This window comes from Streptomyces sp. NBC_00691 (assembly GCF_036226665.1).
GTDB lineage: Bacteria > Actinomycetota > Actinomycetes > Streptomycetales > Streptomycetaceae > Streptomyces.
Genome location: NZ_CP109007.1, coordinates 448,809 through 472,058 on the forward strand (window position 1 = coordinate 448,809; position 23,250 = coordinate 472,058).

A 23,250-nucleotide genomic window follows, 5' to 3' on the forward strand; every position below is an offset into this window, starting at 1 on the left:
GCACCGAAGACTAGTTCGATGTCGTCCGGGCGCGGCTACGTGATGCCCGGTCAGCGCAGCCGGCGGGCGCGCAGCACGAGGTCGTCCGTGTGGTGCGCGCCGGCCCCGCCGTCGGGTGCGACGCGGGCGCGCTGCTCGTCCACCTCCACCACCCAGTCGTCGCCGAGGAGGGCCGTGACCATCGAGGGCCAGACGTAGTCGGCCGGGTCGAAGCCGCTCTCGTCCGGATCCCGGGTGTCCATCCCCGCGTGATGGACGAGCAGCAGCACCCCTCCGACGGAGACGGCCCCGATCAACGCGCGCTCGGCAGCGGCGTCGGGGGTGCGCAGCAGGGCCGGGTACTGGGCGGAGACCAGGTCGAAGGATCCCGGCGCGAGGGCCGCGTCCGTCAGTTCGGCGTGGACCCAGTGAACGGCGACATCCGCGTCCCGAGCGTGCCCGGCCGCCCGCTCCAGGGCCACGCCCGAGACCTCGAGCGCGGTCACGTCCCAGCCGCCGCGCGCCAGCCAGACGGCGTCCGCGCCCTCGCCGCAGCCGACGTCGAGGACCCGGCCGGGGGTGAGTCCGGCGACCTCCGCCACGAGCGCACCGTTCGGTCGGCCGCTCCAGAGTTGTTGCCGGTCGGCGTAGCGGCTGTCCCATTCCGCCCGTACGGCGGGGTCGCCGGCATAGTCGTCGAAGGGCGAGGAAGCGGCGTGCGCGGGCGTTCCCGCTGCGATGTTCTCGGTCACGGATCCACCATGCCCATCCGGCCCTTCTCGTGGCGCGAAATTTGCCGTTCCGGCAAGAAACAGCGGCCGGGGAAGGCGTGACGGGCTTGGCCGCGTATCGGCCGACCTGTCCGACGTCTCCGGCGGTCGTCCCGGCCCCGAACCGGTCCGGCGCGGCGGGAGAGCCTTTGTGCGGCGCGCTCCTCAAGCGGCTCGACGGCGCCGACACCTCGTGGATCGTCGGGCTCCCGGTCACCGCGGCCCTCTACCGGCTGTGCGTGCGGCGCACGGCCGACCGCCGTCATGTCGATCATGCGAACTACGCGCGTCGACCTGCCCGTACGCCGTTGACGACCCCCTCCGGCTCGGCAAGACTCCTGACCCATGCAGCCCCTCCGTGACCAGTCGGTCACCACCGTCCAGCGCCGACACGTGGACCTCGTCCGTGTCGCGAGCGCTGTCTGTCGCTGCCGCTGACCGGACGTCCTTCCGCTCCCCCCGTACCCGCGTTCCCTCCGCACACCCGCACGCCGGGCCCCGGAGGCATGCCCGCACGCCCCCTGGAGATTCGTATGTCCACGCCCCTGTCCCGCCGTGCCCTCGGCGGGGTCGCCGCCGGCGCCGCGGCCGCCGCCGCGCTCGGAGCCACCGCCCCCGCCGCACAGGCGGCGGCCACCGCGGCCGACCCGCGGGAGAGGCCCTTCCGCGCCGCGCACCCGCGCCGCCATTCCCGGCGGCCCAACATCCTCTTCATCCTGGGCGACGACCTCGGCTGGGCCGACCTCTCCTCGTACGGCTCCCCGCACATCCGCACCCCCCACCTGGACCGCCTCGCCCGCGACGGCGTCCGCTTCACCGACGCCTACTCCGGCTCCGCCACCTGCTCCCCCACCCGATTCAGCCTCTACACCGGCCGCTACCCGGGCCGGACGAAGGGCGGACTGGCCGAGCCGATAGCCGACAGGTCCGTCGGCCTGGAACCCACCCATCCGACGCTCGCCTCACTCCTCCGGGACTCCGGCTACGCCACCGCCCTCATCGGCAAATGGCACTGCGGCTACCTGCCCGACTACTCCCCCACCCGTTCCGGATGGGACGAGTTCTTCGGCAACTTCGGTGGAGCCCTGGAGTACTACTCCAAGCTCGGCCTCGGCGGCGAGTACGACCTCTACGAGGGCGACGCCGAGTACAAGGACCTGCGCTACTACACCCGGATCCTCACCGAGCGCGCGAGCGAGTACGTCAGCCGCGACCACGACGAGCCCTGGCTGCTCAACCTGAACTTCACCACCCCGCACTGGCCTTGGATCGCCGACGGAGACAAGGAGGCGAGCGACGAGATCGTCCGGCGCATCAAGGCCGGCGACCGCTCCGCCCTCTGGCACCAGGACGGCGGCTCCGTCGCGAAGTACCAGGAGATGGTCGAGGACCTCGACCGCTCGATCGGACAGGTCCTCAAGGCGCTGAAGCGCTCCGGCCAGGAGCAGGACACGCTCGTCTTCTTCGCCAGCGACAACGGCGGCGAGCGCTTCTCCTACAACTGGCCGCTCGCCGGCAACAAGGGCTCGCTCCAGGAGGGCGGCATCCGCGTGCCGTCGATCCTGCGCTGGCCCGCCAGGATCGACGGCGGCCAGGTCAGCGACCTGCCGGTGTTCTCGCCCGACTGGACGGCGACCCTGCTCGACCTGGCCGGGGCCCGCCCCCATCCCGCGTACCCCCTCGACGGCACCAGCATCGCCGGGCACCTGCTCCGCGGCGCCGACGTTCCCGAGCGGGATCTCTTCTGGCGGGTGCGGGGCGAGCGGGCGCTGCGCCGCGGCGACTGGAAGTACTACCGGGGCAAGTCCGGCCGCGACCAGCTCTTCGATCTGTCCGAGGACTCCCGTGAGCAGGCGGACCGGGCACCGTTCGAGCAGGCGCGACTCGCCGAGCTGCGGGCGGCCTGGGAACGGATCGACGCGGGGCTGCTCCGCTACTGAGCCCGGCCGGCGAGTGGGCCGTACGAAGGGCGGTGCGCGGTTTTCCGGTGCTCCCCGTGTCCGGGCGGGTAAAGGGGCACGGGGCGGGGGTGTCCGATGGACTCGTCGAGTGCTGTGAGGAGCACGTCCGCCCATGCTCATCGATCTGAGACGACGTACCGCGCTGGTCACCGGCTCCACCCAGGGGATCGGCGCCGCCATCGCCACCGGTCTGGCCCGGGCCGGAGCCCGCGTCGGCGTCAACGGGCGGACTCGGGAACGCGTCGAGCGGGCCGTCGCCCACCTGCGGGCCGAGGTCCCCGGCGCGGATCTGGTTCCGGTGGTCGCCGACGTCGCCACCGAGCAGGGCGCGCGGCTGGCCGCCGAGGTGCTGCCTCAGGTGGACATCCTGGTGAACAACCTCGGCGTCTTCGGCGAGGCCGACCCGCTGAAGATCAGCGACGACGAGTGGCGGCGCTACTTCGAGGTGAACGTCCTGGCCGCGGTGAGGCTCATCCGTCAGTACCTTCCCGGCATGAGCGAGCGCGGCTGGGGGCGGATCCAGAACATCGCGAGCGACTCGGCCGTGGTGATCCCCGCCGAGATGATCCACTACGGCATGTCCAAGACAGCGCTTCTGGCGGTGACGCGCGGCTTCGCCAAGCAGGCGGCGGGGACGGGGGTCACCGTCAACTCCGTCATCGCCGGACCCACGCACACGGGCGGCGTGGAGCAGTTCGTGTACGAGCTGGTGGACCGCTCCCTGCCGTGGGACGAAGCACAACGCGTCTTCATGCGCGAGCACCGTCCGCAGTCCCTGCTGCAGCGGCTCATCGAGCCCGAGGAGATCGCCCACATGGTGGTCTACCTCGCCTCCCCGCAGGCGTCCGCCACCACCGGTGGCGCGCTGCGTGTGGACGGCGGGTACGTCGACTCCATCCTGCCGTAGCGGAGGTACCGGCGCCGGGGGGCCGCCGCGGCCGGTACGGCGCGCCCTGGCGCGCGGGCGCAGGGGCGTCGGTTCGTGAGCTTGCTTCTGCGCTGGGCGCACCTCTTGGCCGCGCCGTCGCGCTGTGCGCTCGCTGAATCAAGTGAATGCGGGCGGGGGCGTGTTGGTCCGCCGATGTCGTCGGGAACCTTCTCGTCAGCGGACCTCACCGTCGAGAAGGAAGCCAATGACGAGCCAGGTTACCGAAGTCGAACTGGAAGCCCTCCTCCACAAGGCGCTGCACGCCACGGGTACGGGCGCGCGCTGGTCGGCCGACTCGGACGAGATGTGGTGCCGTGTCACGCCCGAGTCGGGGACACGGCGTGAGCAGGGGTGGAAGCTGCATCTGTCGGCGACGGCCGCCTCCGCGCCGGCTGTCCTCGAGAAGGCCCTCGACGTGTTGCTCCGAGAGGAGTCGGCGTTCAAGTTCGCCCGGTCGCTCGACCAGGTGAGCGCGCTCAACTCCCGCGCCACGCCCCGGGGAAGCTCGGGCAAGTTCATCACCGTCTACCCGCGCTCCGACGCCGAGGCGGCCCGGCTCGCCCGCGAGCTGCACAGGGCCACGACGGGGCTGGCCGGCCCGCGGATCCTGTCCGACCAGCCGTACGCCGTGAACTCGCTGGTCCACTACCGGTACGGCGCGTTCGTCGGCCGGAGGCGGCTCTCGGACGACGGTCTGCTGGTGTGGTTCATCGAGGACCCCGACGGCAATCCCGTGGAGGACAAGCGCACCGGCCAGTACTCTCCGCCCGCGTGGGCGGTCTCCCCCTTCCCTGCCACGGTCTCCGTCGTGCCGCGCGCGGCGGAGGGACAGGACGCGGCGGGAGGCACGGCCGCTCCGGTGCTGCTCGGTGGTCGTTTCGCGGTGCGGGAGGCGATCCGGCACACCAACAAGGGCGGCGTCTACCGGGGCCGCGACGTCCGTACGGACGCCCTCGTGGTGATCAAGGAAGCCCGGCCGCACGTGGAGGCCGACGCCTCCGGGTGCGACGTCCGTGACTGGCTGCGCGCCGAGGCCCGGACGCTGGAGAAGCTCAAGGGCACGGGACTGGCTCCGGAAGCGCTGGCGTTGTTCGAGCACGGCGGGCACCTCTTCCTGGCCCAGGAGGAGGTACCGGGCGTCACGCTGCGCACCTGGGTCGCCGAGCACTTCCGCGACGTCGGAGCGGAACGCTACCGGGTCGACGCCCTGGCCCAGGTCGAGCGTCTGGTCGAGCTGGTCGCCGCGGCCCACGCCCGAGGCTGTGTCCTGAGGGACTTCACACCCGGCAACGTCATGGTCCGCCCGGACGGCGAGCTGCGCCTGATCGACCTCGAACTCGCCGTCCTGGAGGACGAGGCCGCCCTGCCGACCCGCGTGGGCACCCCCGGCTTCAGCGCCCCCGAGCGCCTGGCCGACGCACCCGTCAGTCCGACGGGCGACTACTACAGCCTCGGTGCCACGGTGTGCTTCGTCCTGGCCGGGAAGGTACCGAACCTGCTGCCCGAGGAGCCCGCCACCAGGACCGCGGAACAGCGGCTCGCCGACTGGCTGGCCGCCTGTACGGAGCCGCTCCGGCTGCCGGGCGACCTGGCGGCGACGGTCCTCGGGCTGATGAAGGACGACCCCGCCGAGCGGTGGGATCCCGACCGGGCGCGCGAGGCCCTCCGGCAGGCGGACCGGTCGCGGCCGCGGAGCCGCTCCGCACCGCGGGCGCCGCTGGACGACCGCCCCGACGGCAGCCTGGGCGAGGAGCGGCGCGACACGGCGGCGGGAATCGTGGACCAGGCGGTGGCGGGGATCGTGGACCATCTCGTCGCCTCGATGACGCCGGTGGACGAGGGCCGGCTGTGGCCCGTGTCCACCATGGCCGGGGAGACGGACCCCTGCACCGTGCAACAGGGCGCGGCCGGTGTCCTGGCCGTACTGACGCGGTACTGGGAGCTCACCGGTGACGACCGCCTGCCCGAGGTGATCTCCACCGCGGGCCACTGGATCGCGGACCGCACCGACCTCCGCTCCACCCGCCCCGGTCTGCACTTCGGCGGACGCGGAACGGCCTGGGCGCTGTACGACGCCGGGCGCGCCGTGGACGACCACGGGCTCATGGACCACGCGTCGGCTCTGGCGCTGGCTCCGCAGCAGTCGACACCCCATCACGACATCACCCACGGCAGCGCGGGGAGCGGACTGGCCGCCGTCCATCTGTGGCACCGCACCGGTGATCCGCGCTTCGCCGAGCTGGCCGTCGACGCGGCCGACCGGCTCGTCGCCTCGGCGCAGCGCGGTGGGGACGGAGTGGGCTGGCCGGTACCCGCGGAGGCGGCCTCCCCGGACGGCGGCAATCGCTACCTCGGCTTCGCCCACGGAGCGGCCGGGATCGGCTGCTTCCTCCTCGCCGCCGCGACCGTCTCGCGGCGCCGGGAGCATCTGGACCTCGCGGTGGAGACCGGCGAACACCTGCTGGCCCACGCCGTACTCACCGGCGAGGCCGCCCAGTGGCCCGCGCAGTCCGCGGACCCGCCCACGGCCCCGTACTGGTGCCACGGCTCGGCGGGCATCGGCACCTTCCTCGTCCGGTTGTGGCAGGCCACCGGGGACGACAGGTTCGGCGAACTCGCCCGCCGCAGCACCCATGCCGTCACCGAACGCGCCTCCCGCGCGGCCCTGGCCCAGTGCCACGGGCTCGCGGGCAACGGTGACTTCCTCCTCGACATGGCCGATGCCACGGGTGACCCCGTCCACCGGACCATGGCCGAGGACGTGGCCCGCCTCCTCGTCAGTGAGAGGGCCCACCGCCGCGCCCAGGTGGTCTTCCCCAACGAGTACGGGGACGTCTCGACCAGCTGGAGCGACGGATCCGCCGGAATCCTGGCCTTCCTCCTGAGGATCCGGCACACAGACCCCCGGCACTGGATGGTCCAGCAGCCGGTCTGAGCGGCAGCACGTCTGTCGCCAGCTCGCACAAAGAAGGAGAAACCCATGGAGAACAACGAGATCGAACTGCTGGCCCGCCTCCACGCCCTTCCGGAGACCGACCCGGTCGGTGCCGACGGAGCGCCGTTCGCCGCGACGTGTGAGTGCGTCGGCCTGCTGACCCTCCTCAACACGGTCTGCATCGGCATCAGCTGCGCGTAGGACCGGCACCCACCATCCGGCCGGCGGCCCACCCGGGAAGCCGCCGGCCGGATGTCCCCAGGGCGAACCCGTAGACGAGGACCGACCCCATGCAGCGACCCGCCGGTGCCGAGGACCGATCAGACCCGATGCAGCCACCCGCCGGTGGCGACGAGCGCAGCCCCGCGACCCTCGTGACGGCCGCCGTCGCCGGTACGGCCGCCGCACCTCACGCTCCCGAGCCCGTGTACGCCATCAGCACACGCGGCCTGGTCAAGGGCTATCCGGGCCCGCACGGCACGACCACCCTCGCGGTACGCGGCCTGGACCTGGACGTGCCGCAGGGCGAGACCTTCGCCTTCCTGGGGCCCAACGGCGCGGGGAAGTCCACCACGATCGCCGTGCTCTGCGCCCTGGCCCGGCCCACCGCCGGTCACGCCGTCGTCGCCGGCGCCGACGTGCTCGGTCGGCCGCACGAGGTGCGGCGCCGGGTCGGCATGCTCTTCCAGCACAGTGCGCTGGACCCGGACCTCACGGCCGAACAGAACCTGTTCATCCACGCCCGCCTCTACGGGCTGTCCCGCCGCCGTACCCGATCGCGCGCCGCCGAGGTGCTCGAGACGGCCGGACTGGCCGACCGGCGGCGCTCCCCCGTACGCACCCTGTCCGGTGGCATGCGCCGCCGGCTGGAGATCGCCCGCGCTCTGCTGCACTCCCCCCGTGTGCTGTTCCTGGACGAGCCGACCACCGGACTCGACCCGCACGCCCGCGCCCGGGTCTGGGAGCATCTGCGCGCGCTGCGCGACCGGGACGGCAGCACGCTCTTCGTCACCACCCACTACCTGGACGAGGCGGAGAACTGTGACCGCATCGCCATCATCGACCGCGGCCGCATTGTGGCGCGGGGCACGCCCCTCGCACTGAAGGCCGCGATCGGCGACGACCTGGTCGTCCTGCGTACCGGCGACGACACGGCGGCACGACGGGTCGCGCGCGGCGTCGTTCCGCCGGACCGCGCCGTGACCGCGGACGCCGACGGAGTCTCCCTGCGGGTACCGGACGGCAGCACCTGGATCCCGCGCCTCTGCGCGGCCCTGCAACGCCACGGCATCGCCGTCCACGCCGCTTCCGCGGCCCCGCCCACGCTCGACGACGTCTTCTTCCACCACACCGGCCGCAGTCTCGACACCACCGGGCGCCGCCCCGCCGACCCCGTGCCCGCGTGCGCGAGCACGCCGGAAGCCGGTGGTCACCGATGACGGACCTCACCGTCAGGACACCGGGCACGGCCGACGTTCCGGACGGCCCCGGTGTCCCGGGCGCTCCGCACGGCTCCGGCATCCGCGGCAGCGGGCGGGCCGCCCGTCTCCGGCACGAACTGCGCGCGGTCCACGCCCTGGTCCACCGCGACCTGCTGCGCCTGGCGGGCCAGCGCACCCACACCGCGCTGATGCTGCTCCACCCGATGCTCTACCTCCTCGTCCTGGGAGGCGGGCTGGCCGCCCTCATCCCCCGTTCCTCCCTGGGCGTCGGCTACCAGACCTACCTCTTCCCCGGCATGTTGATGATGACGGTGCAGACGCCGGCCATCATGGTCGGCATCCGGCTGATCACCGACCGGCAGAGCGGCTACGTGCGGGAGCTCCTCATGGCCCCCGTCAGCCGCGCCACCCTCCTCCTGGGGCACTGCGCGGGCGGCACCATGACGGCCACGGCGCAGGGCGCCGTGCTGCTGAGCCTCATCGGTGTGGTCGGCCTGCCCTACGACCCGCTCCTCCTGGTCCTGCTCCTCGGCGGCATGATCCTGGCCTCGTTCACCATCACCGCCCTGGCCCTGACCCTGGCCGTGTCCCTCCGCCGGGCGGAGACGTTCCACACGCTCCTCGGCGTGGTCATGATGCCGCTGCTGTTCCTCTCCGGCGGCTTCTTCCCGCTGCACTCCCTGCCCGGCTGGGCCCACGCCCTCGCCGCCGCCAACCCGCTCGCCTACGCGGTGGACCTGCTCCGCCGCTGCGTCACCCATCGCGTGCCCGGCCCGCAGGCCGCCTCCGGCATCGAATGGGCAGGCCGGCAGCCGCCCCTCCCTCTCGAAGCCGGTCTTCTCCTCGCCACCGGCGTCCTCGCCCTGCTCTGGGCCGCGCGACGCTTCAACCGTCCGGAGTGACCCGGCGCGCCGGTCGTGATCAGGTCGTGCCGACTCCGCCGCGAGCCAGCGTGAACACCCCGGCGACGATCAGTGCCACCCCCGCGAGCTGGGGCAGCAGCCACCAGCCCGCCCGTACGTGCTCCTCGTACAGCAGGACGCCGAGGCACAGGCTCACGGTGGCGTCGCCGAGGGTCAGGGCGGGCTGCGAGGCGACGAGCGGACCTCCCTGCATGGCGTGTTCGAGCAGCAGGAGGGCCGCGATACCCGCCGCGCCGAAGGCATAGGTCTGCCAGGCCGTCAGGAAGGCGCCGATGCCGCCGTCGCCGAGGATGTGCATGGACGTCTTCATGAGGGCGGCGGTCAGGGCGTAGCAGATCGCCGTCGCGGCCCCGAGACAGCCGGCCCTCGCGCGCCCGGCCGGTCGGCGGAGTCCGACGACGGTGAGGGCCACCACGGCGACGGCGCAGGCCACCAGCACCGGAACCCAGCGGTCCACCGCCACATGGGTGCGGTTGCCGGTGGGCGAGGCGGCCATGAGCGCCACGCCGAGGCCGAGCACGACCCCGGCCACGGCGGCCCAGAGCCGGACGGGCAGTCGTTCCCGCGTCAGAAGGGTGGCGATCAGCAGGGCGAGGGGGAGTTCGAGGACGAAGAGCGGCTGTACGAGGGCCAGCGGCCCGGTCGCGAGGGCCGCCGCCTGTCCGACACCGGCCGCGATGACGGCGAGGATGCCGGCCAGCCACAGGGGACGGTGGAGCAGGTCGAGGATCAGTCCGGGCCGGAAGGAGTCGGACTGCGGGACGGTGAGCGCCGCACGCCGCTGGAGCACCGTGGCCAGCGCGTTGCTGAACGCGGCGAACAGCGAGAAGAGGACCGGCAGGACGATGCCCATGGACCGATCCTCACCGGGACGGCCGCCGTCGAGGGGGCGACACCGGTCGGCGCCCGTACCGAGGACCCGGTCGGGCCAACGGTCGGGGAGCACGACGGTGTTCGCGAACGGTCCGGCGGGCCCCCTGGCCGTATGTCCATAGGGCCGAACGGGTGATGCGCCGCGGTCGTGGGGGACAGCACTCCGGCCGCCGCGACGCGTCCCTCCTATCGTGGAAGGGCACATGAGGACGGCTCGACGTCGGGACGGCAGTGGAATGGACGAACAGCGGGTCGACTACGCAGCCGTGTTCCAGGCCCTGCCCGGCATGGTCGCCCTGCTCACCCCGGACCTGGTGTACGTCGACGTCAACGAGGACTTCGCGCGTCTCGCCGGACGCTCCCGCGCGGAGCTGGTCGGCCGCTACATCTTCGACGCGTTTCCCGAGAGGCCGGACGACCCGGCCGCTGCCGGCATGCGGGAGACCGAGGCGTCGATGCTGCGCGTGGTGTCCACCGGCGAGCGCGACACCATGGCACTGCTCCGCTACGACATCGAGGACTCCCGGCGGCCAGGCCACTGGCAGGAACACTTCTGGAGCCCGGTCAACGCACCCGTGCTGGGCTCCGACGATCAGGTGGTGCTGATCGTGCACCGGGTGGAGGAGGTCACTCCGCTCATCCGCGCACGGGGCGGTCTGGGGGGGCACCACCAAGGCGGCCAGACTGGAGGCGGAGCTCTACACGCGCTCCCGGGAACTGCAGGAGGTCAACGAGCGCCTGCGCAAGGCGCACGCCCGGGAGCGCAAAGTGGCCCTGGCCCTCCAAGCGGCGATGCTCCCCTCCCCCGGCCCCGTCGGGCACCACCGGGCGGCGGTGCGCTATCGCCCCGCGGTCGGCGGCCTCAACGTGTGCGGTGACTGGTACGACCTGGTCGGCCTCCCCGGGGACCGGATGGCGGTGGCCGTGGGAGACGTGGTGGGCCACGGCCTCAACGCCGCCTGCGTCATGGGACAACTGCGCAGCGCACTGAGCGCGGCGACGCTCGTCGCCGACGGCCCGGCCCAGGCACTCGAGGTCCTCGGGCTCTATGCCCGCTCCGTCGAGGGCGCCGAGTCGTCCACCGTGGCGACGACCTTCATCGACTGGACCACGCACACCCTCACCTACAGCAGCGCCGGCCATCCTCCGCCCGCGTTGCTCACCCCCGGCGGCGACGTGGTCTTCCTCGACCGGGCGACCGACCCGCCGCTCGGCGCCCGCCCCGCACACGTCTCCCGTCCCCAGGCGACCACCGCCTTCTGCGAGGGCGCGACGCTGGTGATGTACACGGACGGCCTGATCGAGCGCCGCACGGAGGACATCGACGCCGGCCTCGCCCGCCTCGCCGACTCCCTGCGGCTACGGGGTCGGGACAACCCCGAGGCCCTGGCGGACGGCCTCCTCGCGGACCTCCTGAACACCACCGGCAACACCGATGACACCGCGCTCGTCGTCATCCGGCTGTGAGCCCCGGGCGGCGGGCGCGACCATGTGCCGGTCCGCCTTCGGTGTCCATGGCCGTTCGGCGACCCTCGCCGTACGCTCAGCAGGGTGCATCCCTCGACCGAGCCCCCTGGGCACAGCCCCTCCCGCCACGGCCGGCCCCGGCGGCTGCTGGTCCTGCGACACGCCAAGAGCGCCTGGCCGAAGGGCGTCGCCGACCACGACCGGCCCCTCGGCCCGCGCGGGCTGCGGGACGCCCCGGCCGTGGGGCGCCATCTGGCCGGGGCACACGGGCTGCCCGATCTCGCCCTGTGCTCCCCGGCCCGGCGTGCCCGCCACACCTGGGAGCTGGCGGCCGCGGAGCTGGACCGCCCGGTGCCGACCCGTCACGACCCGCGGCTGTACGGGGCGGACGGCCCGGAACTGCTCGATGTCCTCCACCGGGTGTCCGACGAGGTCGAGACGCTGATCGTGGTCGGGCACAACCCGGGGCTTGAGGACCTGGTCCTGCTGCTGGCCGCCGGTGCGGACGAGGCGGCCGGTGCGGTGGGAGCGGACGAGGACCTCCTGGACCGGGTGCGGACCAAGTTTCCGACGTCCGCGATCGCCGTCCTGACCTGGTCCGGCACCTGGTCCGGTCTGCGCCCGGGGGAAGCGGTCCTGGCGGACCTGGCGATTCCTCGTGGGGTCCGCGACTCCTCCTGAGGGGGGCCGTACGCGCGCGCAGCCGACTGCCCTGCCCGCTCCCCGGCTCGTGTCGCCGACCATCGCTTCACCAGGTGCGGTCGAGCAAGTGGGCGAACAGCACGTCCAGTTCCTCCGCCGCGGAGTGCCGGAGCGGTGCCTCACGCAGGGCGTGGCGGGCGGCGTCCAGGTGCCGGCGCGCCTCCTCGCGGGTTCCGGTCCGTCCGCCGGCCTCCTCCACGAGAGCCGCGGCGTGTTCGGCGTTCTCTCCGTCGATCCGGGTGCCGGATGCCAGCAGCGCCCCGAGGGTGTGCGCGGCCTTGCCTCCGGCTGACAGCGCGATGAGGACCGGGGCGGTCTTCTTGCCCTGCCGGAGGTCGGCGTGGACGGGTTTTCCGGTCACCCCCGGGTCGCCCCAGATGCCGAGGATGTCGTCCACCGCCTGGAAGGCGAGGCCGAGATGGCGTCCGGCTCGGTCGAGCGTGGCCACGGTCCGGTCGGGGGCGCCGCCGAGGATCGCGCCGAGCGCGAGCGCGCAGCCCAGCAGCGCGCCCGTCTTGTGTTCGGCCATGGACCGGTACTCGTCCGGCTCGACCGCTCCGGGCCCGGACCAGGGACGTTCCTCGAAGCGCAGGTCCTCCGCCTGGCCGGAGACCAGCGTGTTCAGGGTGTGGGAGAGGTGCCGTACCGCGGCCGCCGTCTGGTGGCCCGGGGCCTCCGCCAAGGTCGTCACGGCCTGGGCGAGGAGCGCGTCGCCGGCCAGGACGGCCGGCCCGGTCCCGTAGGTCTTCCACACCGCGGGGCGCTGCCGGCGCAGCGCGTCGGCGTCCATGATGTCGTCGTGGAGCAGGGAGAAGGTGTGGACGAGTTCGACGGCTACGGCGCCGGGGACCGCGTCGGCGCCGTCCGCGCCGACGGCCTCGGCCCCGAGGAGGGCGAGCGCCTGACGCACTCCCTTGCCCTCGGATCCGCCGGGGCCCGGGGTTCCGGCCGCGTCGGCCCAGCCCAGCCCGTACGCCGCCATCTCGCCGGTCCAGGGGTGCAGTCGGCCCACCGCCTCCACGAGGGCGGGACGCACCCGGTCACGGCACCGCCCGAGGAGGAGAGCCGCCGAGGCCTCGTGCGCACGCGGAGCACCCACCCTGGTCACCGCCGTGGTGCCTGAAATGGCGTCGAGCGTGCGGAGCGGCGGGGCGGAGGTCGGGAGGGCGCTCACCGCAGGCCCTCCACGTCGGCCTTCCGCAGGGCGTCGGTCCCGACCGCCGGCAGCACCGGGCCGTCCGTCCCCGCCCCGGTTCCCTCGGGGTCCGGCAGGGGCCCGACTCCCAGCTCGGCCGCGGCCTTGTCCACCATGTCCCGGGCGTGCCGCAGTCCGATGCGGTTCAGCGTCGTGCGGAGTTCGGCCAGTTCCGCGGCGGTGCGCGCGGCCTCGCGGCCCAGTCGGGCCTCGGCCTTGACCAGTCCCAGCCGCGACAGTGCGGCCCCCCGCGGCTCCTCCATGTCGCGGAACTCCGCCAGGGCCTGCGCGTACAGCTCGCGGGCCTGCTCGTGGCGGCCGGCCCGGTAGAGCACGTTGCCCCGCATCTTGTGGTTGTACGCGAGCGCGCTGGCCAGCCGTATCTCCCGGCATGCCTCCTCCGCCCGCGACAGCAGGGACAGGGCGCGCTCCACGTCCCCGTCCCGTACGGACACCACGTCGGCGATCCCCCGCAGGGCCCAGGCCCACCCGCGGCGGTCCTCGGCGCGCGAGGCCGTCTCGGCAGCCTCCTCGAAGAGGGCCAGGGCCTTGTCGTAGGAGCCGGTGTTGCGGTGCATCTGCGCGATGCCCTCGAGCGCCCAGACCGTGTGACGGGCCTCGCCGCGACGGCGTGCCTCGGCCAGCAGCTGCTCGTGCAGCCTGCCCACCGCCTCGTAGTCGCCCTGGATGCGTCCGGTCTCGGCGAGCCCCGCCAGCGAGTAGCCCCGCACGACGATGTCCCCGCCCCGCTCGCCCGCCTCGGCGGCGAGCCCCAGCAGCCGGTACGCGAGCCTGAGCGCACCGCGCTGACGGGCCAGCGTGCCGCCGCTCCAGAGCGCCCACGCCATGGCCCCCTCGTGACCGGCCGAACGGGCCGCCCGGTAGCTCGCCTTCCACGCCCGGTCGGCCTCCTCGATCCGCCCGAGCCTGCGGCACGCCTCCGCGACGGCCAGTCCGCAGCGCGCCGCCTCCCGCAGGTCCCCGGCCTCCTCCGCCGCCTGGAGTTCCCGGACGCCCCGGGCGAGCACCTCGGGCAGGGAGGCGTTCACCGACAGCGACCCGAGCGCTCCCTGGTACTCCGGCGCCGACGCCCTCGCCGGCCTGTCCGTCACCTGACCTGCCATCAGAACCTCCTCGGGTCGGCTCGACGATCGAGCCGACGCGAGGATCAAGACGTCTGTCCCGGGACGGGGTTCCCTCTCCGGAGCAATGTCCGTCTCCGTAGGGGCAACAAGATCGTCCTCAAGTACTACGCGGTGGCTCGACGTCCTCAATGAGACGGACGTCGTCGGTGGCCACCGGCGAGGGAGCCCTCCTGCCGGGCACGGCTCCTCGCGGGAGTCAGGCCCCGGGGAACATCGGCTCAGCCGCAGTCGAGGACGGCGGGCGTGAGGGGGCCTCGATCTCCGGCCGCATCACCGCGTGACGGGGAGGCACTCCGCGAGCAGGCCGACGATGTCGCTCCAGGCTCGCTGTGCGTGCCGCGGGTGGTAGCCGACGCCGGGGGGCGTGACGTGGTCGACCGTCGGGTGGTGGAAGGCGTGCAGGGCTCCGCCGTAGACCGTGAGGCGCCAGTCGACTCCCGCGGCCTGCATCTCGGCGGTGAACGCCTCCCGTTGCGCGGCGGTCCCCATGATCGGGTCCTCCGATCCGACTCCTGCCCACACCGGGCAGCGAATGCGCGCGGCCTCGTCCGGTCGGCCCGTGGTCAGTGCGTTGACCGTCCCGATCGCGCGCAGGTCGACGCCGTCGCGACCGAGTTCCAGCGCGATGGCGCCCCCGGTGCCGTATCCGATGGCCGCGACGAGGTCGAGGTCGGCCCGCGGTTCGGCGCGCAACACGTCGAGCGCCGCGTGGCCGATGCCGCGCATCCGGTCCGGATCGGCGAGCAGGGGCAGGCAACGGGCCAGCATCTCCTCGGGATCGCTCAGATAGCGCCCGCCGTGCAGGTCGAAGGCCAGTGCCACGTACCCCAGCTCCGCCAGGGCCTCCGCCCGGCGGCGCTCGACATGGCTGAGGCCCACCCCCTCGGGTCCGATCAGCACCGCGGGCCGGTGATCGGCACCGGCCGGGAGCGCGAGGTGCCCGCTCATCGTCAGGTGGTCGGCTGAATACTCCACTGTGCGTGTGGTGACCGTCGTCATGCGACTCGACTGTAATGACCGTCGAGTTCGCCCGGACGGTTGTTCACCGCCGGCGGACAGTGGTCCGTCCCGGCCGTGTCTCCGGGCTCCGCGAAGCGCGGGCCGCGGTGCGCGGGCTGGTGCCGGTCGGCGGCCGGGCGCGTCGGCGCGGTGCGCCCGGCCGCCGGGTGTGTCAGTCGGCCGGGCACTCCTTCCACGCCAGGTGGTAGACGGTGCTGATGTCACCGTCGGTGGAGTCCATGGTCATGTAGCTGGTGGCGCCCGCGGCCGACGTGCCGGCGTTCACCCGGAGTTCGGTGTTGATGTTGAAGTTGCGCTGCACGCCGCAGGGCGCCCACACCAGTTGCGCCCAGTCGGTGTCGTCGGTCGCCTGCCAGTTGTCCTCGTACGGGCCCCGGAAGGTATGCGTGCGGGAGGCGGTGTTCGGGGAGCCCTGGAAGTAGTAGGAGGCCTTCTCCGTGCTGCTCGCGCCACGCTGGAGGGAGGCGTAGCCGCGGTAGTCGGCGCTGGCGATCGCGTAGGTGAAGCCCTGTGGGACGTGCACCAGGAGGTTCAGCTGGCAGTTCCTGCGGGCCGCCGTGGGCGACGAGCCGCCTCCCACCTGCGCGAGGTACTCGCTGTAGGTCACGGTGAAGGCGGTGTTGTCCTCGGAGACGGCGATGGCGGCGGTGCCCAGCGGGCAGCCGGATCCGTTCACCGTGGCGATGTCGATGACGATCCTGTCCGGCGGCGGGTCGACGATCGACGAGGGGCCGGCCTGAGCGGGCAGGACCGAGGCGAGCAGGGCGGCAGCCGCCCCGCTCACGAGCAGGGGAACTCTCATGTCTCTCCCATCCGGTGCTTCGGTTCCCGGCGGGCGCGGACGCACGGGTGCGTCGGTGCCACGGGCGGGATGACGCGGCGCGCCCCGCTCGATCGCGGCGGCGGCCGTCACGGACCTCCTGCGGTGGAGGCCTGGTGCGCGGTGCGAGGGATGCGGAAGGCCAGAACGACGCGGTGGGGTAGTCCAACAGACAATGGTTGAACTATCATGCGTATGAGCTCTGTCCGACCATCCCCACCGATGTCGGCGGGGATGGTCGAATGCTAGGTGTCGACGCAGCTCTGGGCAGGACGGCGCCAAGCCAATAACCGCGTCGCGTACCGCCTTCTTTTGGCGTGGAAGTGCACCGCGCCGCCTCTTGCCCCTCAGGGAAGAGCGCCACGATCCCGGGCCGGGCCGCCGCTGGCCGGCCGGTCCGCGCACCGGCCGGCCAGGGGCGGGGCGAGCGGTCAGTCGACGGTGTGGACCAGTTGACTGCTGAGTTCGTAGCGCGCGCCGACGATCGCCAGCCGTCCCGCGCCGATCCTCGAAGCGAGGTCCGGCTCCGCGGCGAGCCGCGACCGCACACGCCGCACCTGCGCCGACACGGTCGCGTCGATGCGGGCGGTGCCCTCGTGCGTGTGATCGATCGCGGGGATGATCTGGTCGGCGATGTACTGGATGTGCGCGGGGAGCCGCTCACCGGTCTGCTCCGCGTGCACGGCCGCGGACACGGCGCCGCACGGCTGGTGTCCGAGGACGAGGAAGCGGCCCCGGTGGGGTCCTGGGATATGTGAGGTTCAGAGGAAGGATTCACGCGAGGAACGTACGGCGCGTCGGGGTCGCACGGTCGTGCATCGCCCGACGCCGGGAACGTCTTTGGCGACTTTTCAGGGAGAGACCCGGTCCTGGAGGGCCGACTTCCAGGCGGGTGCGGGGATGGTGGGCTTGCTCTCGGGGCGGCGGCCGCCCTGGGCGAAGAAGTCGACCAGCGGCAGCAGGGCCGCGCCCACGGTGACCGCTTCCGGGCCGAGGGTGCCGAGGCCGATGCCGGTACGGCTGGCCGGGTACTTGAGCGCGTACTCCCGTGCGTAGCCGGACACGGTTTCGAGGAAGCGGGTGCCCAGCTGGAGTCCGGCCCAGCCGCCGACCAGGATGCGCTCGGGCTGGAAGAGGTTGATGAGGTCGGCGAATCCGGCGCCCAGGTACTCGGCGGTCTCCTCCAGGACGGCGAGCGCGGTGGCGTCGGGCTCCGTCCCCGGCTCCGCCGGGTAGGCCGCCGCGAGCATCGCCGTCAGCGCCGTCTCCTCGTCCGCATCCGCCGGGGGCAGGCCCCCGGCCTCGCGCCACCGCTCCAGGAGCGCCTCGGATCCGGCGTACGCCTCCAGGCAGCCCCGCGCTCCGCACCGGCAGCGGCGCCCGCGGACCCGTACCGTCAGATGACCCCACTCGATCGCCCGGCCCGGCCCCATCGGATCGGTCACCACGCAGGCGCCGACGCCCGAACCGAAGAGCACCACCACCGCACTGCGCGCCCCCCGCCCGGCACCGAACCACATCTCGGCCTGGCCCAGGGTCTTGGCACCGTTGTCGATCCAGTACGGGACGGACTCGGGCAGGTCGACGGCGGAGCGGAGAAGGCGCTCGAAGGGGACGGCGTCCCAGCCGACGGTCTGGCCGTGGACGACGGCACCGTCCTCGGGGGTGCGGGCGACGATGCCGGGGACGCCGACGCCGACGCCGATGAGGCGGTCGGCGGGGACGTCCGCGAGGCGCAGCACCTCCGCGATGCCCTCGCGCAGATGGTCGACGACGAGATCGACGTCGTAGCGGGCCGTGCGAGGCCCGGAGCAGGCCAGCGGGCGTTCCGTGCGGGCGAGTTCGGTGAGGGTGAGGTCGAACAGCTCGATCCTGACCCGGGTCTCGCCGATGTCGACGCCGATCATGAAGCCGCTGGCGGGAGTGATCCTGACGAGGGTGCGGGGGCGTCCGCCGGCGGAGTCGACGCTGCCGGCCTCCTCGACGAGACCGTCGGCGACGAGTTCGGCGACGACGTTGCTGACGGATCCCGAGCTGAGGCCGGTCGCCGGGCCGAGCATGAGACGACTCATCGGTCCGTCGAAGTACAGCCTGCGCAGAACGGCGGTGCGGTTCTCGCGCCGCAGGTCACGCACCGTGCGGCCAGTTCTCGCGTGCACTTTGGTCCCCGTCTCTGAAGTCGTTCGTTGCAACATACCCGCAGCACAAGCCTTGACGCGACCTTCTCATGGGGTTTAACTCACATCCTAAATTAAGCCGATGTCACGGCGAGGCCTCCAGTCGCCCACCTCATCGGCCCTCCCCTCGTCCCCGAAAGGGCCCAGGAGCCATGCGCAGAGTCAGAGCCGCTGTCACCGGTGTCGTCACCCTCTCCCTCGCCTTCACCGCCACCGCCTGCGGCGGCGGTGAAGGAAGCGAGTCGTCGCCGAAGACCCTCACCTACTGGGCCTCCAACCAGGGCGCCAGCCTGGAGGTCGACAAGAAGGTCCTGCAGCCCGAGCTCGACCAGTTCGAGAAGGAGACCGGGATCAAGGTCAAGCTGGAGGTGATCCCGTGGTCCGACCTGCTCAACCGGATCCTCACCGCGACCACGTCCGGCCAGGGCCCCGACATCCTCAACATCGGCAACACCTGGAGCGCCTCGCTCCAGTCCACCGGCGCCCTCCTGCCCTGGGACGCGAAGAACCTGGAGGCCATCGGCGGCAAGGGCCGCTTCGTCGACTCCGCGCTCGGCTCCACCGGCGTCGCCGACAAGGACCCGGCCGCCGTCCCGCTCTACTCCATGGCCTACGCGCTCTACTACAACAAGAAGATGTTCAAGGACGCCGGCATAGCCAAGCCGCCGACCACCTGGGACGAGGTGATCGCGGCCGGCAAGAAGCTCAACAAGAACGGCAACGCGGGCATCGGGGTCGAGGGCTCCAACCTCTCCAACAACATCCACCAGGTCTTCGTCCTCGCCAAGCAGCACGGCGCCGACTTCTTCACCGCCGACGGCAAGCCCGACTTCACCTCCGACGGTGCCGTCGCCGCCGTCAAGCAGTACATCGACCTGATGGCCGTGCAGAAGATCGTCGCCCCCGGCAACGCCGAGTACGCCCAGAACCAGTCACTCAGCGACTTCGCCAAGAACAAGACCGGCATGGTCCTGTGGCAGACCCCCTCGCAGACCTTCTCCTCGCAGGGCATGGGCCCGGACGAGTGGGGCGTGGCCCCCGCCCCGGTCCCGTCGGGCAAGCCCGGTCAGGGCGCCCAGACCAACTCGATGGTCGCCGGCATCAACCTGGCCGTCTTCAAGAACACCAAGAACCTCGACGGCGCGCTGAAGTTCGTGAAGTACATGACGAACGACGAGGAGCAGGTCGTCCTCAACAAGGCGTACGGCTCCGTCCCGCCGGTCAAGAGCGCCCAGAAGGACCCCGCCTTCGCCGACCCGTCGCTCACCGTCATCCGCGACACCCTCTCCACCAGCGCCGCCGCCCTGCCGCAGGTGCCCGAGGAGTCCCAGTTCGAGACGGTCGTGGGCACCGCGGTCAAGGAGCTCTTCGCCGACGCCGCCGCCGGCCGCCCGGTCACCACGGAGTCCGTGAAGGCCAAGCTCGAAAAGGCCCAGCAGCAGATGCCCAAGAAGTAGGCCGCCGCACCATGACCGAAACCGCCGTCGCTCAGCCGACCGAGCCGGCGGTGCGCAAGGCCACACCCGGAGAGGCACGCGCACCACGCCGCTCCGGGCGTCGCCGCATCGCACTGCCCTACCTGCTGCTCCTGCCCGCCCTGCTCCTCGAACTCCTCGTCCACCTCCTGCCGATGCTCATGGGCATCGCCATGAGCTTCAAGGAGCTCACCCAGTTCTACATCCGGAACTGGGGCGAGGCCCCCTGGTCGGGTTTCGACAACTACACCGTCGCGATCGACTTCGACGCCCCCGTCGGACAGGCGCTCCTGAAGTCCTTCCTGACGACCTGTCTGTTCACCCTCCTGTCCGTGGGGCTGTGCTGGTTCCTCGGAACGGCCGCCGCGATCTTCCTCCAGGAGAACTTCCGGGGCCGCGGCTTCCTGCGGACCCTGTTCCTCGTCCCGTACGCCCTGCCCGTCTACGCCGCCGTCATCACCTGGGCGTTCATGTTCCAGCGGGACAACGGCCTCATCAACCACGTCCTCCACGACCAGCTCGGCATCGGCGACAGCCCCGCCTTCTGGCTCATCGGGGACAACAGCTTCTGGGCCCTGCTCATCGTGTCCGTGTGGAAGGGCTGGCCCTTCGCCTTCCTCACCGTCATGGCCGGACTGCAGAACATCCCCCGTGACATGTACGAGGCGGCGGCGCTCGACGGCGCCGGCGTCTGGAAGCAGATCCGGCACATCACCCTGCCGTCGCTGCGCTCCGTCAACCAGGTCCTCGTGCTCGTCCTGTTCCTCTGGACGTTCAACGACTTCAACACGCCGTTCGTGCTCTTCGGCAAGGCGGCGCCCGAGGCGGCGGACCTGATCTCGCTCCACATCTACCAGTCGTCCTTCCAGACCTGGAACTTCGGCACCGGCTCGGCCATGTCCGTGCTCCTGCTGCTCTTCCTCCTCGTCGTCACGGGCGTCTACCTCCTGCTCACCAGCCGCGGAAGGAAGACCTCCGATGTCTGAGCACGCATCCCGGCGCACGGCTCCGCGCTCCCCCATGGCGGCGCCCCGCTCGTTCCTCTGGACCCGGCGGATCTTCCTCACCCTGCTCACCGCCTTCGTGGTGCTGCCGGTGTACGTCATGGTCTCCAGCTCCCTCAAGCCGCTGGAGGACGTCTCGGGGAAGTTCGAGTGGATCCCCTCCGGGCTCACGCTCCGCCCCTACTTCGACATCTGGGAGACCGTCCCGCTCGCCGACTACTTCGTGAACTCGATCGTGGTCGCGGGCGCGGCCACCGTGTTCTCGGTGGTGGTCGCGATCTTCGCCGCGTACGCCGTCAGCCGCTACAGCTTCCGCGGCAAGCGGGTCTTCACGGTCACGGTGCTGTCCACGCAGATGTTCCCCGGCATCCTCTTCCTGCTGCCGCTGTTCCTCATCTACGTCAACATCGGCAACGCCACCGGCATCGCCCTCTTCGGCTCCCGCGAAGGCCTGATCCTCACCTATCTGACCTTCTCGCTGCCGTTCTCCATCTGGATGCTGACCGGCTACTTCGACTCGATCCCGCGCGAGCTCGACGAGGCCGCCAAGGTCGACGGCTGCGGCCCGATCAGCGCGCTGTTCCGCGTGATCGTCCCGGCCGCCTCGCCCGGCATCATCGCCGTCGCCGTCTACGCCTTCATGACCGCCTGGGGCGAGGTCCTCTTCGCCTCCGTCATGACGAACGACACCACCCGCACCCTCGCCGTCGGTCTCCAGGGGTACGCCACCCAGAACGACGTGTACTGGAACCAGGTGATGGCCGCCTCCCTCGTCGTGAGCGTCCCCGTCGTCGTCGGCTTCCTCCTCCTCCAGCGCTATCTCGTCGCCGGCCTCACCGCAGGTGCGGTCAAGTGACGTCCCTCTCCACACCCATCACGAAGAGGTTCCCCGTGTCCGAATCCCCCGACTCCCGCACCACGCTCGACCTGGAGGCCTTCCCGCCGGACTTCGCCTGGGGCACCGCGACCTCCGCCTACCAGATCGAGGGCGCCGTCGCCGAGGACGGCAGGGCTCCGTCCATCTGGGACACCTTCTCCCGCGTCCCCGGCGCGATCGACCACGGCGACCACGGCGACAGCGCCTGCGACCACTACCACCGCTGGCCCGAGGACATCGCCCTGATGAAGGGCTTCGGCACGGACGCCTACCGCCTCTCCGTCGCCTGGCCGCGCGTCCTCCCCGGCGGCGACGGCCCGGTCAACGCGCCCGGACTCGACTTCTACGACCGGCTCGTCGACGGCCTCCTCGACGCCGGCATCACCCCCTCCGTCACCCTCTACCACTGGGACCTGCCCCAGGCCCTCCAGGACCGGGTCAAGGACAGCCACGGAGGCTGGACCGAGCGGGCCACCGCCGAACACCTCGCCGCCTACGCCTCCGTCGTCGCCGAACGCCTCGGCGACCGCGTCACCCAGTGGGCCACCCTCAACGAACCGCTCTGCTCCGGCTGGATCGGCCACCTCGAGGGACGGATGGCCCCGGGCCTCACCGACCTCACCGCCGCCGTCCGCGCCTCCTACCACCTCCTTCTCGGCCACGGCCTCGCCACCCAGGCCATCCGCGCCGCCGCACCCGGCGCCCAGATCGGTCTCGTCACCAACCACTCGACCGTCGCGCCCGCCTCGACCCGGCCCGAGGACATCGCCGCCGCCGCCCGCGCGGACGGCCACACCAACCGCTGGTGGCTCGACCCGGTGTACGGCCGCGGCTTCCCCACCGACATGCGCGAGCTGTACGGCGTCGAACTGCCGGAGCGCCCCGGGGACCTGGCGACCATCGCCGCCCCGCTCGACTGGCACGGACTCAACTACTACTTCCCGGTCACCGTCGCCGACGACCCGACGGGACCCGCCCCGTACGCGAGCGAGGTACGGCTCCCCGACGTGCCCCGCACCGGCATGGACTGGCAGATCGACGCCGGCGGCCTGGAGGCCTTCCTGCTGCGCCTCACCGAGGACTACGGCGTACGGAAGCTGTACGTGACCGAGAACGGCTCGGCCTTCCCCGACACCGTCGGTCCCGACGGCGCGGTCCACGACCCGGAGCGCACCCGCTACCTGGAGCAGCACCTCGCGGCCTGCGCGAGCGCGCTGCGCAAGGGCGCCCCGCTCGCCGGGTACTACGCCTGGTCGCTCCTGGACAACTTCGAGTGGGCCTACGGCTACGACAAGCGCTTCGGCCTCGTCCACGTCGACTACGCCACCCAGCGCAGGACCGTGAAGACGAGCGGACGCCGGTACGCGGACATCATCCGCGCCCACCGCGCGGCGAACGCGGGCTGACCGGACGCCCTTCGCGCTCCTCCGGAAGGCCGCCCCGGCACCGCCGGGGCGGCCTTCGGGGTCGGACAGGCCCTCGCCCCTCCCGGAGGAGGATCGGGCACGGCGCCCCGACGCCTCCTCGCTCTCCTCGCTCTCCTCGCTCTCCTCGCTC

The 23,250-nt window shown here is 72.3% G+C and carries 19 protein-coding genes and 2 pseudogenes; 13 read left to right on the forward strand and 8 right to left on the reverse strand.

What is annotated here, in order from left to right; genetic code table 11:
- Positions 1-50 precede the first annotated feature (50 nt).
- Positions 51-731 (reverse strand): class I SAM-dependent methyltransferase, encoded by a 681-nt coding sequence (locus OG392_RS02180; RefSeq protein ID WP_329274918.1) that lies wholly within the window; start codon positions 729-731, stop codon positions 51-53.
- A gap of 363 nt (positions 732-1,094) precedes the next feature.
- Here OG392_RS02180 and OG392_RS37505 point away from each other — a divergent pair, with 363 nt between their 5' ends.
- The 7 genes from OG392_RS37505 to OG392_RS02210 all read left to right on the forward strand — a co-directional run bounded on the left by OG392_RS37505 (position 1,095) and on the right by OG392_RS02210 (position 8,917).
- Complete coding sequence (locus OG392_RS37505) at positions 1,095-1,187, forward strand: putative leader peptide (RefSeq protein WP_443054651.1); 93 nt, start codon at positions 1,095-1,097, stop codon at positions 1,185-1,187.
- A gap of 95 nt (positions 1,188-1,282) precedes the next feature.
- Positions 1,283-2,689, forward strand: a complete 1,407-nt coding sequence (locus OG392_RS02185; RefSeq protein ID WP_329274920.1) for a sulfatase family protein — start codon at positions 1,283-1,285, stop codon at positions 2,687-2,689.
- A gap of 133 nt (positions 2,690-2,822) precedes the next feature.
- Positions 2,823-3,617, forward strand: coding sequence for an SDR family NAD(P)-dependent oxidoreductase (locus OG392_RS02190; RefSeq protein WP_329274922.1), 795 nt, complete (start codon positions 2,823-2,825; stop codon positions 3,615-3,617).
- 226 nt (positions 3,618-3,843) lie between these two features.
- The gene (lanL, locus tag OG392_RS02195) at positions 3,844-6,573 is read left to right on the forward strand and encodes a class IV lanthionine synthetase LanL (protein ID WP_329274925.1); all 2,730 of its coding nucleotides are present in this window, start codon (positions 3,844-3,846) and stop codon (positions 6,571-6,573) included.
- Positions 6,574-6,618: 45 nt separating this feature from the next.
- A complete protein-coding gene (locus tag OG392_RS02200) occupies positions 6,619-6,774 on the forward strand; it encodes a VenA family class IV lanthipeptide (protein WP_329274928.1) in 156 nt (51 codons plus the stop codon).
- Positions 6,775-6,902: 128 nt separating this feature from the next.
- Positions 6,903-8,012: an ATP-binding cassette domain-containing protein gene (locus OG392_RS02205; protein WP_329287014.1), complete on the forward strand. Its 1,110-nt coding sequence runs from the start codon at positions 6,903-6,905 to the stop codon at positions 8,010-8,012.
- A complete protein-coding gene (locus tag OG392_RS02210; RefSeq protein ID WP_329274930.1) occupies positions 8,009-8,917 on the forward strand; it encodes an ABC transporter permease in 909 nt (302 codons plus the stop codon). Before OG392_RS02205 ends, OG392_RS02210 begins: the two co-directional genes overlap by 4 nt.
- Positions 8,918-8,936: 19 nt before the next feature.
- Here the strand turns inward: OG392_RS02210 and OG392_RS02215 are convergent, their stop codons facing one another.
- Positions 8,937-9,791, reverse strand: a complete 855-nt coding sequence (locus OG392_RS02215; RefSeq protein ID WP_329274934.1) for a DMT family transporter — start codon at positions 9,789-9,791, stop codon at positions 8,937-8,939.
- 256 nt (positions 9,792-10,047) lie between these two features.
- On the opposite strand from OG392_RS02215, the pseudogene OG392_RS02220 reads away from it, so the two are divergent.
- Together OG392_RS02220 and OG392_RS02225 are read left to right on the forward strand one after the other, a co-directional pair.
- Positions 10,048-11,278: pseudogene (locus OG392_RS02220) on the forward strand (PP2C family protein-serine/threonine phosphatase).
- A gap of 84 nt (positions 11,279-11,362) precedes the next feature.
- Entirely contained in the window at positions 11,363-11,959 is a 597-nt protein-coding gene (locus OG392_RS02225) for a SixA phosphatase family protein (protein WP_329274937.1), read from the forward strand.
- A 67-nt stretch (positions 11,960-12,026) separates the two neighbouring features.
- On the opposite strand, the gene OG392_RS02230 is transcribed toward OG392_RS02225, so the two are convergent.
- The 6 genes and pseudogenes from OG392_RS02230 to OG392_RS02255 all read right to left on the reverse strand — a co-directional run bounded on the left by OG392_RS02230 (position 12,027) and on the right by OG392_RS02255 (position 18,319).
- Positions 12,027-13,079: a polyprenyl synthetase family protein gene (locus OG392_RS02230; RefSeq protein ID WP_329287017.1), complete on the reverse strand. Its 1,053-nt coding sequence runs from the start codon at positions 13,077-13,079 to the stop codon at positions 12,027-12,029.
- A gap of 71 nt (positions 13,080-13,150) precedes the next feature.
- The gene (locus tag OG392_RS02235; protein WP_329274939.1) at positions 13,151-14,299 is read right to left on the reverse strand and encodes a tetratricopeptide repeat protein; all 1,149 of its coding nucleotides are present in this window, start codon (positions 14,297-14,299) and stop codon (positions 13,151-13,153) included.
- A gap of 291 nt (positions 14,300-14,590) precedes the next feature.
- Entirely contained in the window at positions 14,591-15,319 is a 729-nt protein-coding gene (locus OG392_RS02240) for a dienelactone hydrolase family protein (RefSeq protein ID WP_329274941.1), read from the reverse strand.
- Between the two features lie 172 nt (positions 15,320-15,491).
- Positions 15,492-16,142, reverse strand: a complete 651-nt coding sequence (locus OG392_RS02245; protein ID WP_329274943.1) for a DUF4360 domain-containing protein — start codon at positions 16,140-16,142, stop codon at positions 15,492-15,494.
- A gap of 449 nt (positions 16,143-16,591) precedes the next feature.
- Positions 16,592-16,885, reverse strand: a pseudogene (locus tag OG392_RS02250) (carbonic anhydrase); the annotation flags it as partial.
- Between the two features lie 126 nt (positions 16,886-17,011).
- Entirely contained in the window at positions 17,012-18,319 is a 1,308-nt protein-coding gene (locus OG392_RS02255; protein WP_329274945.1) for an ROK family transcriptional regulator, read from the reverse strand.
- A 170-nt stretch (positions 18,320-18,489) separates the two neighbouring features.
- On the opposite strand from OG392_RS02255, the gene OG392_RS02260 reads away from it, so the two are divergent.
- The 4 genes from OG392_RS02260 to OG392_RS02275 are packed head-to-tail and all read left to right on the forward strand — an operon-like array spanning position 18,490 to position 23,099.
- Entirely contained in the window at positions 18,490-19,794 is a 1,305-nt protein-coding gene (locus OG392_RS02260; RefSeq protein WP_329274947.1) for an extracellular solute-binding protein, read from the forward strand.
- Positions 19,795-19,805: 11 nt separating this feature from the next.
- The gene (locus OG392_RS02265) at positions 19,806-20,798 is read left to right on the forward strand and encodes a carbohydrate ABC transporter permease (RefSeq protein ID WP_329274948.1); all 993 of its coding nucleotides are present in this window, start codon (positions 19,806-19,808) and stop codon (positions 20,796-20,798) included.
- A gap of 34 nt (positions 20,799-20,832) precedes the next feature.
- On the forward strand, positions 20,833-21,672 hold the full coding sequence (locus OG392_RS02270) for a carbohydrate ABC transporter permease (RefSeq protein ID WP_329287019.1): 840 nt from the start codon (positions 20,833-20,835) through the stop codon (positions 21,670-21,672).
- A gap of 35 nt (positions 21,673-21,707) precedes the next feature.
- Positions 21,708-23,099: a GH1 family beta-glucosidase gene (locus tag OG392_RS02275; protein WP_329274950.1), complete on the forward strand. Its 1,392-nt coding sequence runs from the start codon at positions 21,708-21,710 to the stop codon at positions 23,097-23,099.
- The last annotated feature ends 151 nt before the right edge of the window (positions 23,100-23,250 follow it).

Excerpts from the sequence above, each read along its gene's own strand:
- OG392_RS37505 (WP_443054651.1), top strand. The coding sequence starts at position 1,095 with ATGCAGCCCCTCCGTGACCAGTCGGTCACCACCGTCCAGCGCCGACAC.
- OG392_RS02185 (WP_329274920.1), top strand. The coding sequence starts at position 1,283 with ATGTCCACGCCCCTGTCCCGCCGTGCCCTCGGCGGGGTCGCCGCCGGC.
- OG392_RS02190 (WP_329274922.1), top strand. The coding sequence starts at position 2,823 with ATGCTCATCGATCTGAGACGACGTACCGCGCTGGTCACCGGCTCCACC.
- lanL (WP_329274925.1), top strand. The coding sequence starts at position 3,844 with ATGACGAGCCAGGTTACCGAAGTCGAACTGGAAGCCCTCCTCCACAAG.
- OG392_RS02200 (WP_329274928.1), top strand. The coding sequence starts at position 6,619 with ATGGAGAACAACGAGATCGAACTGCTGGCCCGCCTCCACGCCCTTCCG.
- OG392_RS02205 (WP_329287014.1), top strand. The coding sequence starts at position 6,903 with ATGCAGCCACCCGCCGGTGGCGACGAGCGCAGCCCCGCGACCCTCGTG.
- OG392_RS02210 (WP_329274930.1), top strand. The coding sequence starts at position 8,009 with ATGACGGACCTCACCGTCAGGACACCGGGCACGGCCGACGTTCCGGAC.
- OG392_RS02215 (WP_329274934.1), bottom strand. The coding sequence starts at position 9,791 with ATGGGCATCGTCCTGCCGGTCCTCTTCTCGCTGTTCGCCGCGTTCAGC.
- OG392_RS02235 (WP_329274939.1), bottom strand. The coding sequence starts at position 14,299 with ATGGCAGGTCAGGTGACGGACAGGCCGGCGAGGGCGTCGGCGCCGGAG.
- OG392_RS02240 (WP_329274941.1), bottom strand. The coding sequence starts at position 15,319 with ATGACGACGGTCACCACACGCACAGTGGAGTATTCAGCCGACCACCTG.
- OG392_RS02245 (WP_329274943.1), bottom strand. The coding sequence starts at position 16,142 with ATGAGAGTTCCCCTGCTCGTGAGCGGGGCGGCTGCCGCCCTGCTCGCC.
- OG392_RS02260 (WP_329274947.1), top strand. The coding sequence starts at position 18,490 with ATGCGCAGAGTCAGAGCCGCTGTCACCGGTGTCGTCACCCTCTCCCTC.
- OG392_RS02265 (WP_329274948.1), top strand. The coding sequence starts at position 19,806 with ATGACCGAAACCGCCGTCGCTCAGCCGACCGAGCCGGCGGTGCGCAAG.
- OG392_RS02270 (WP_329287019.1), top strand. The coding sequence starts at position 20,833 with ATGGCGGCGCCCCGCTCGTTCCTCTGGACCCGGCGGATCTTCCTCACC.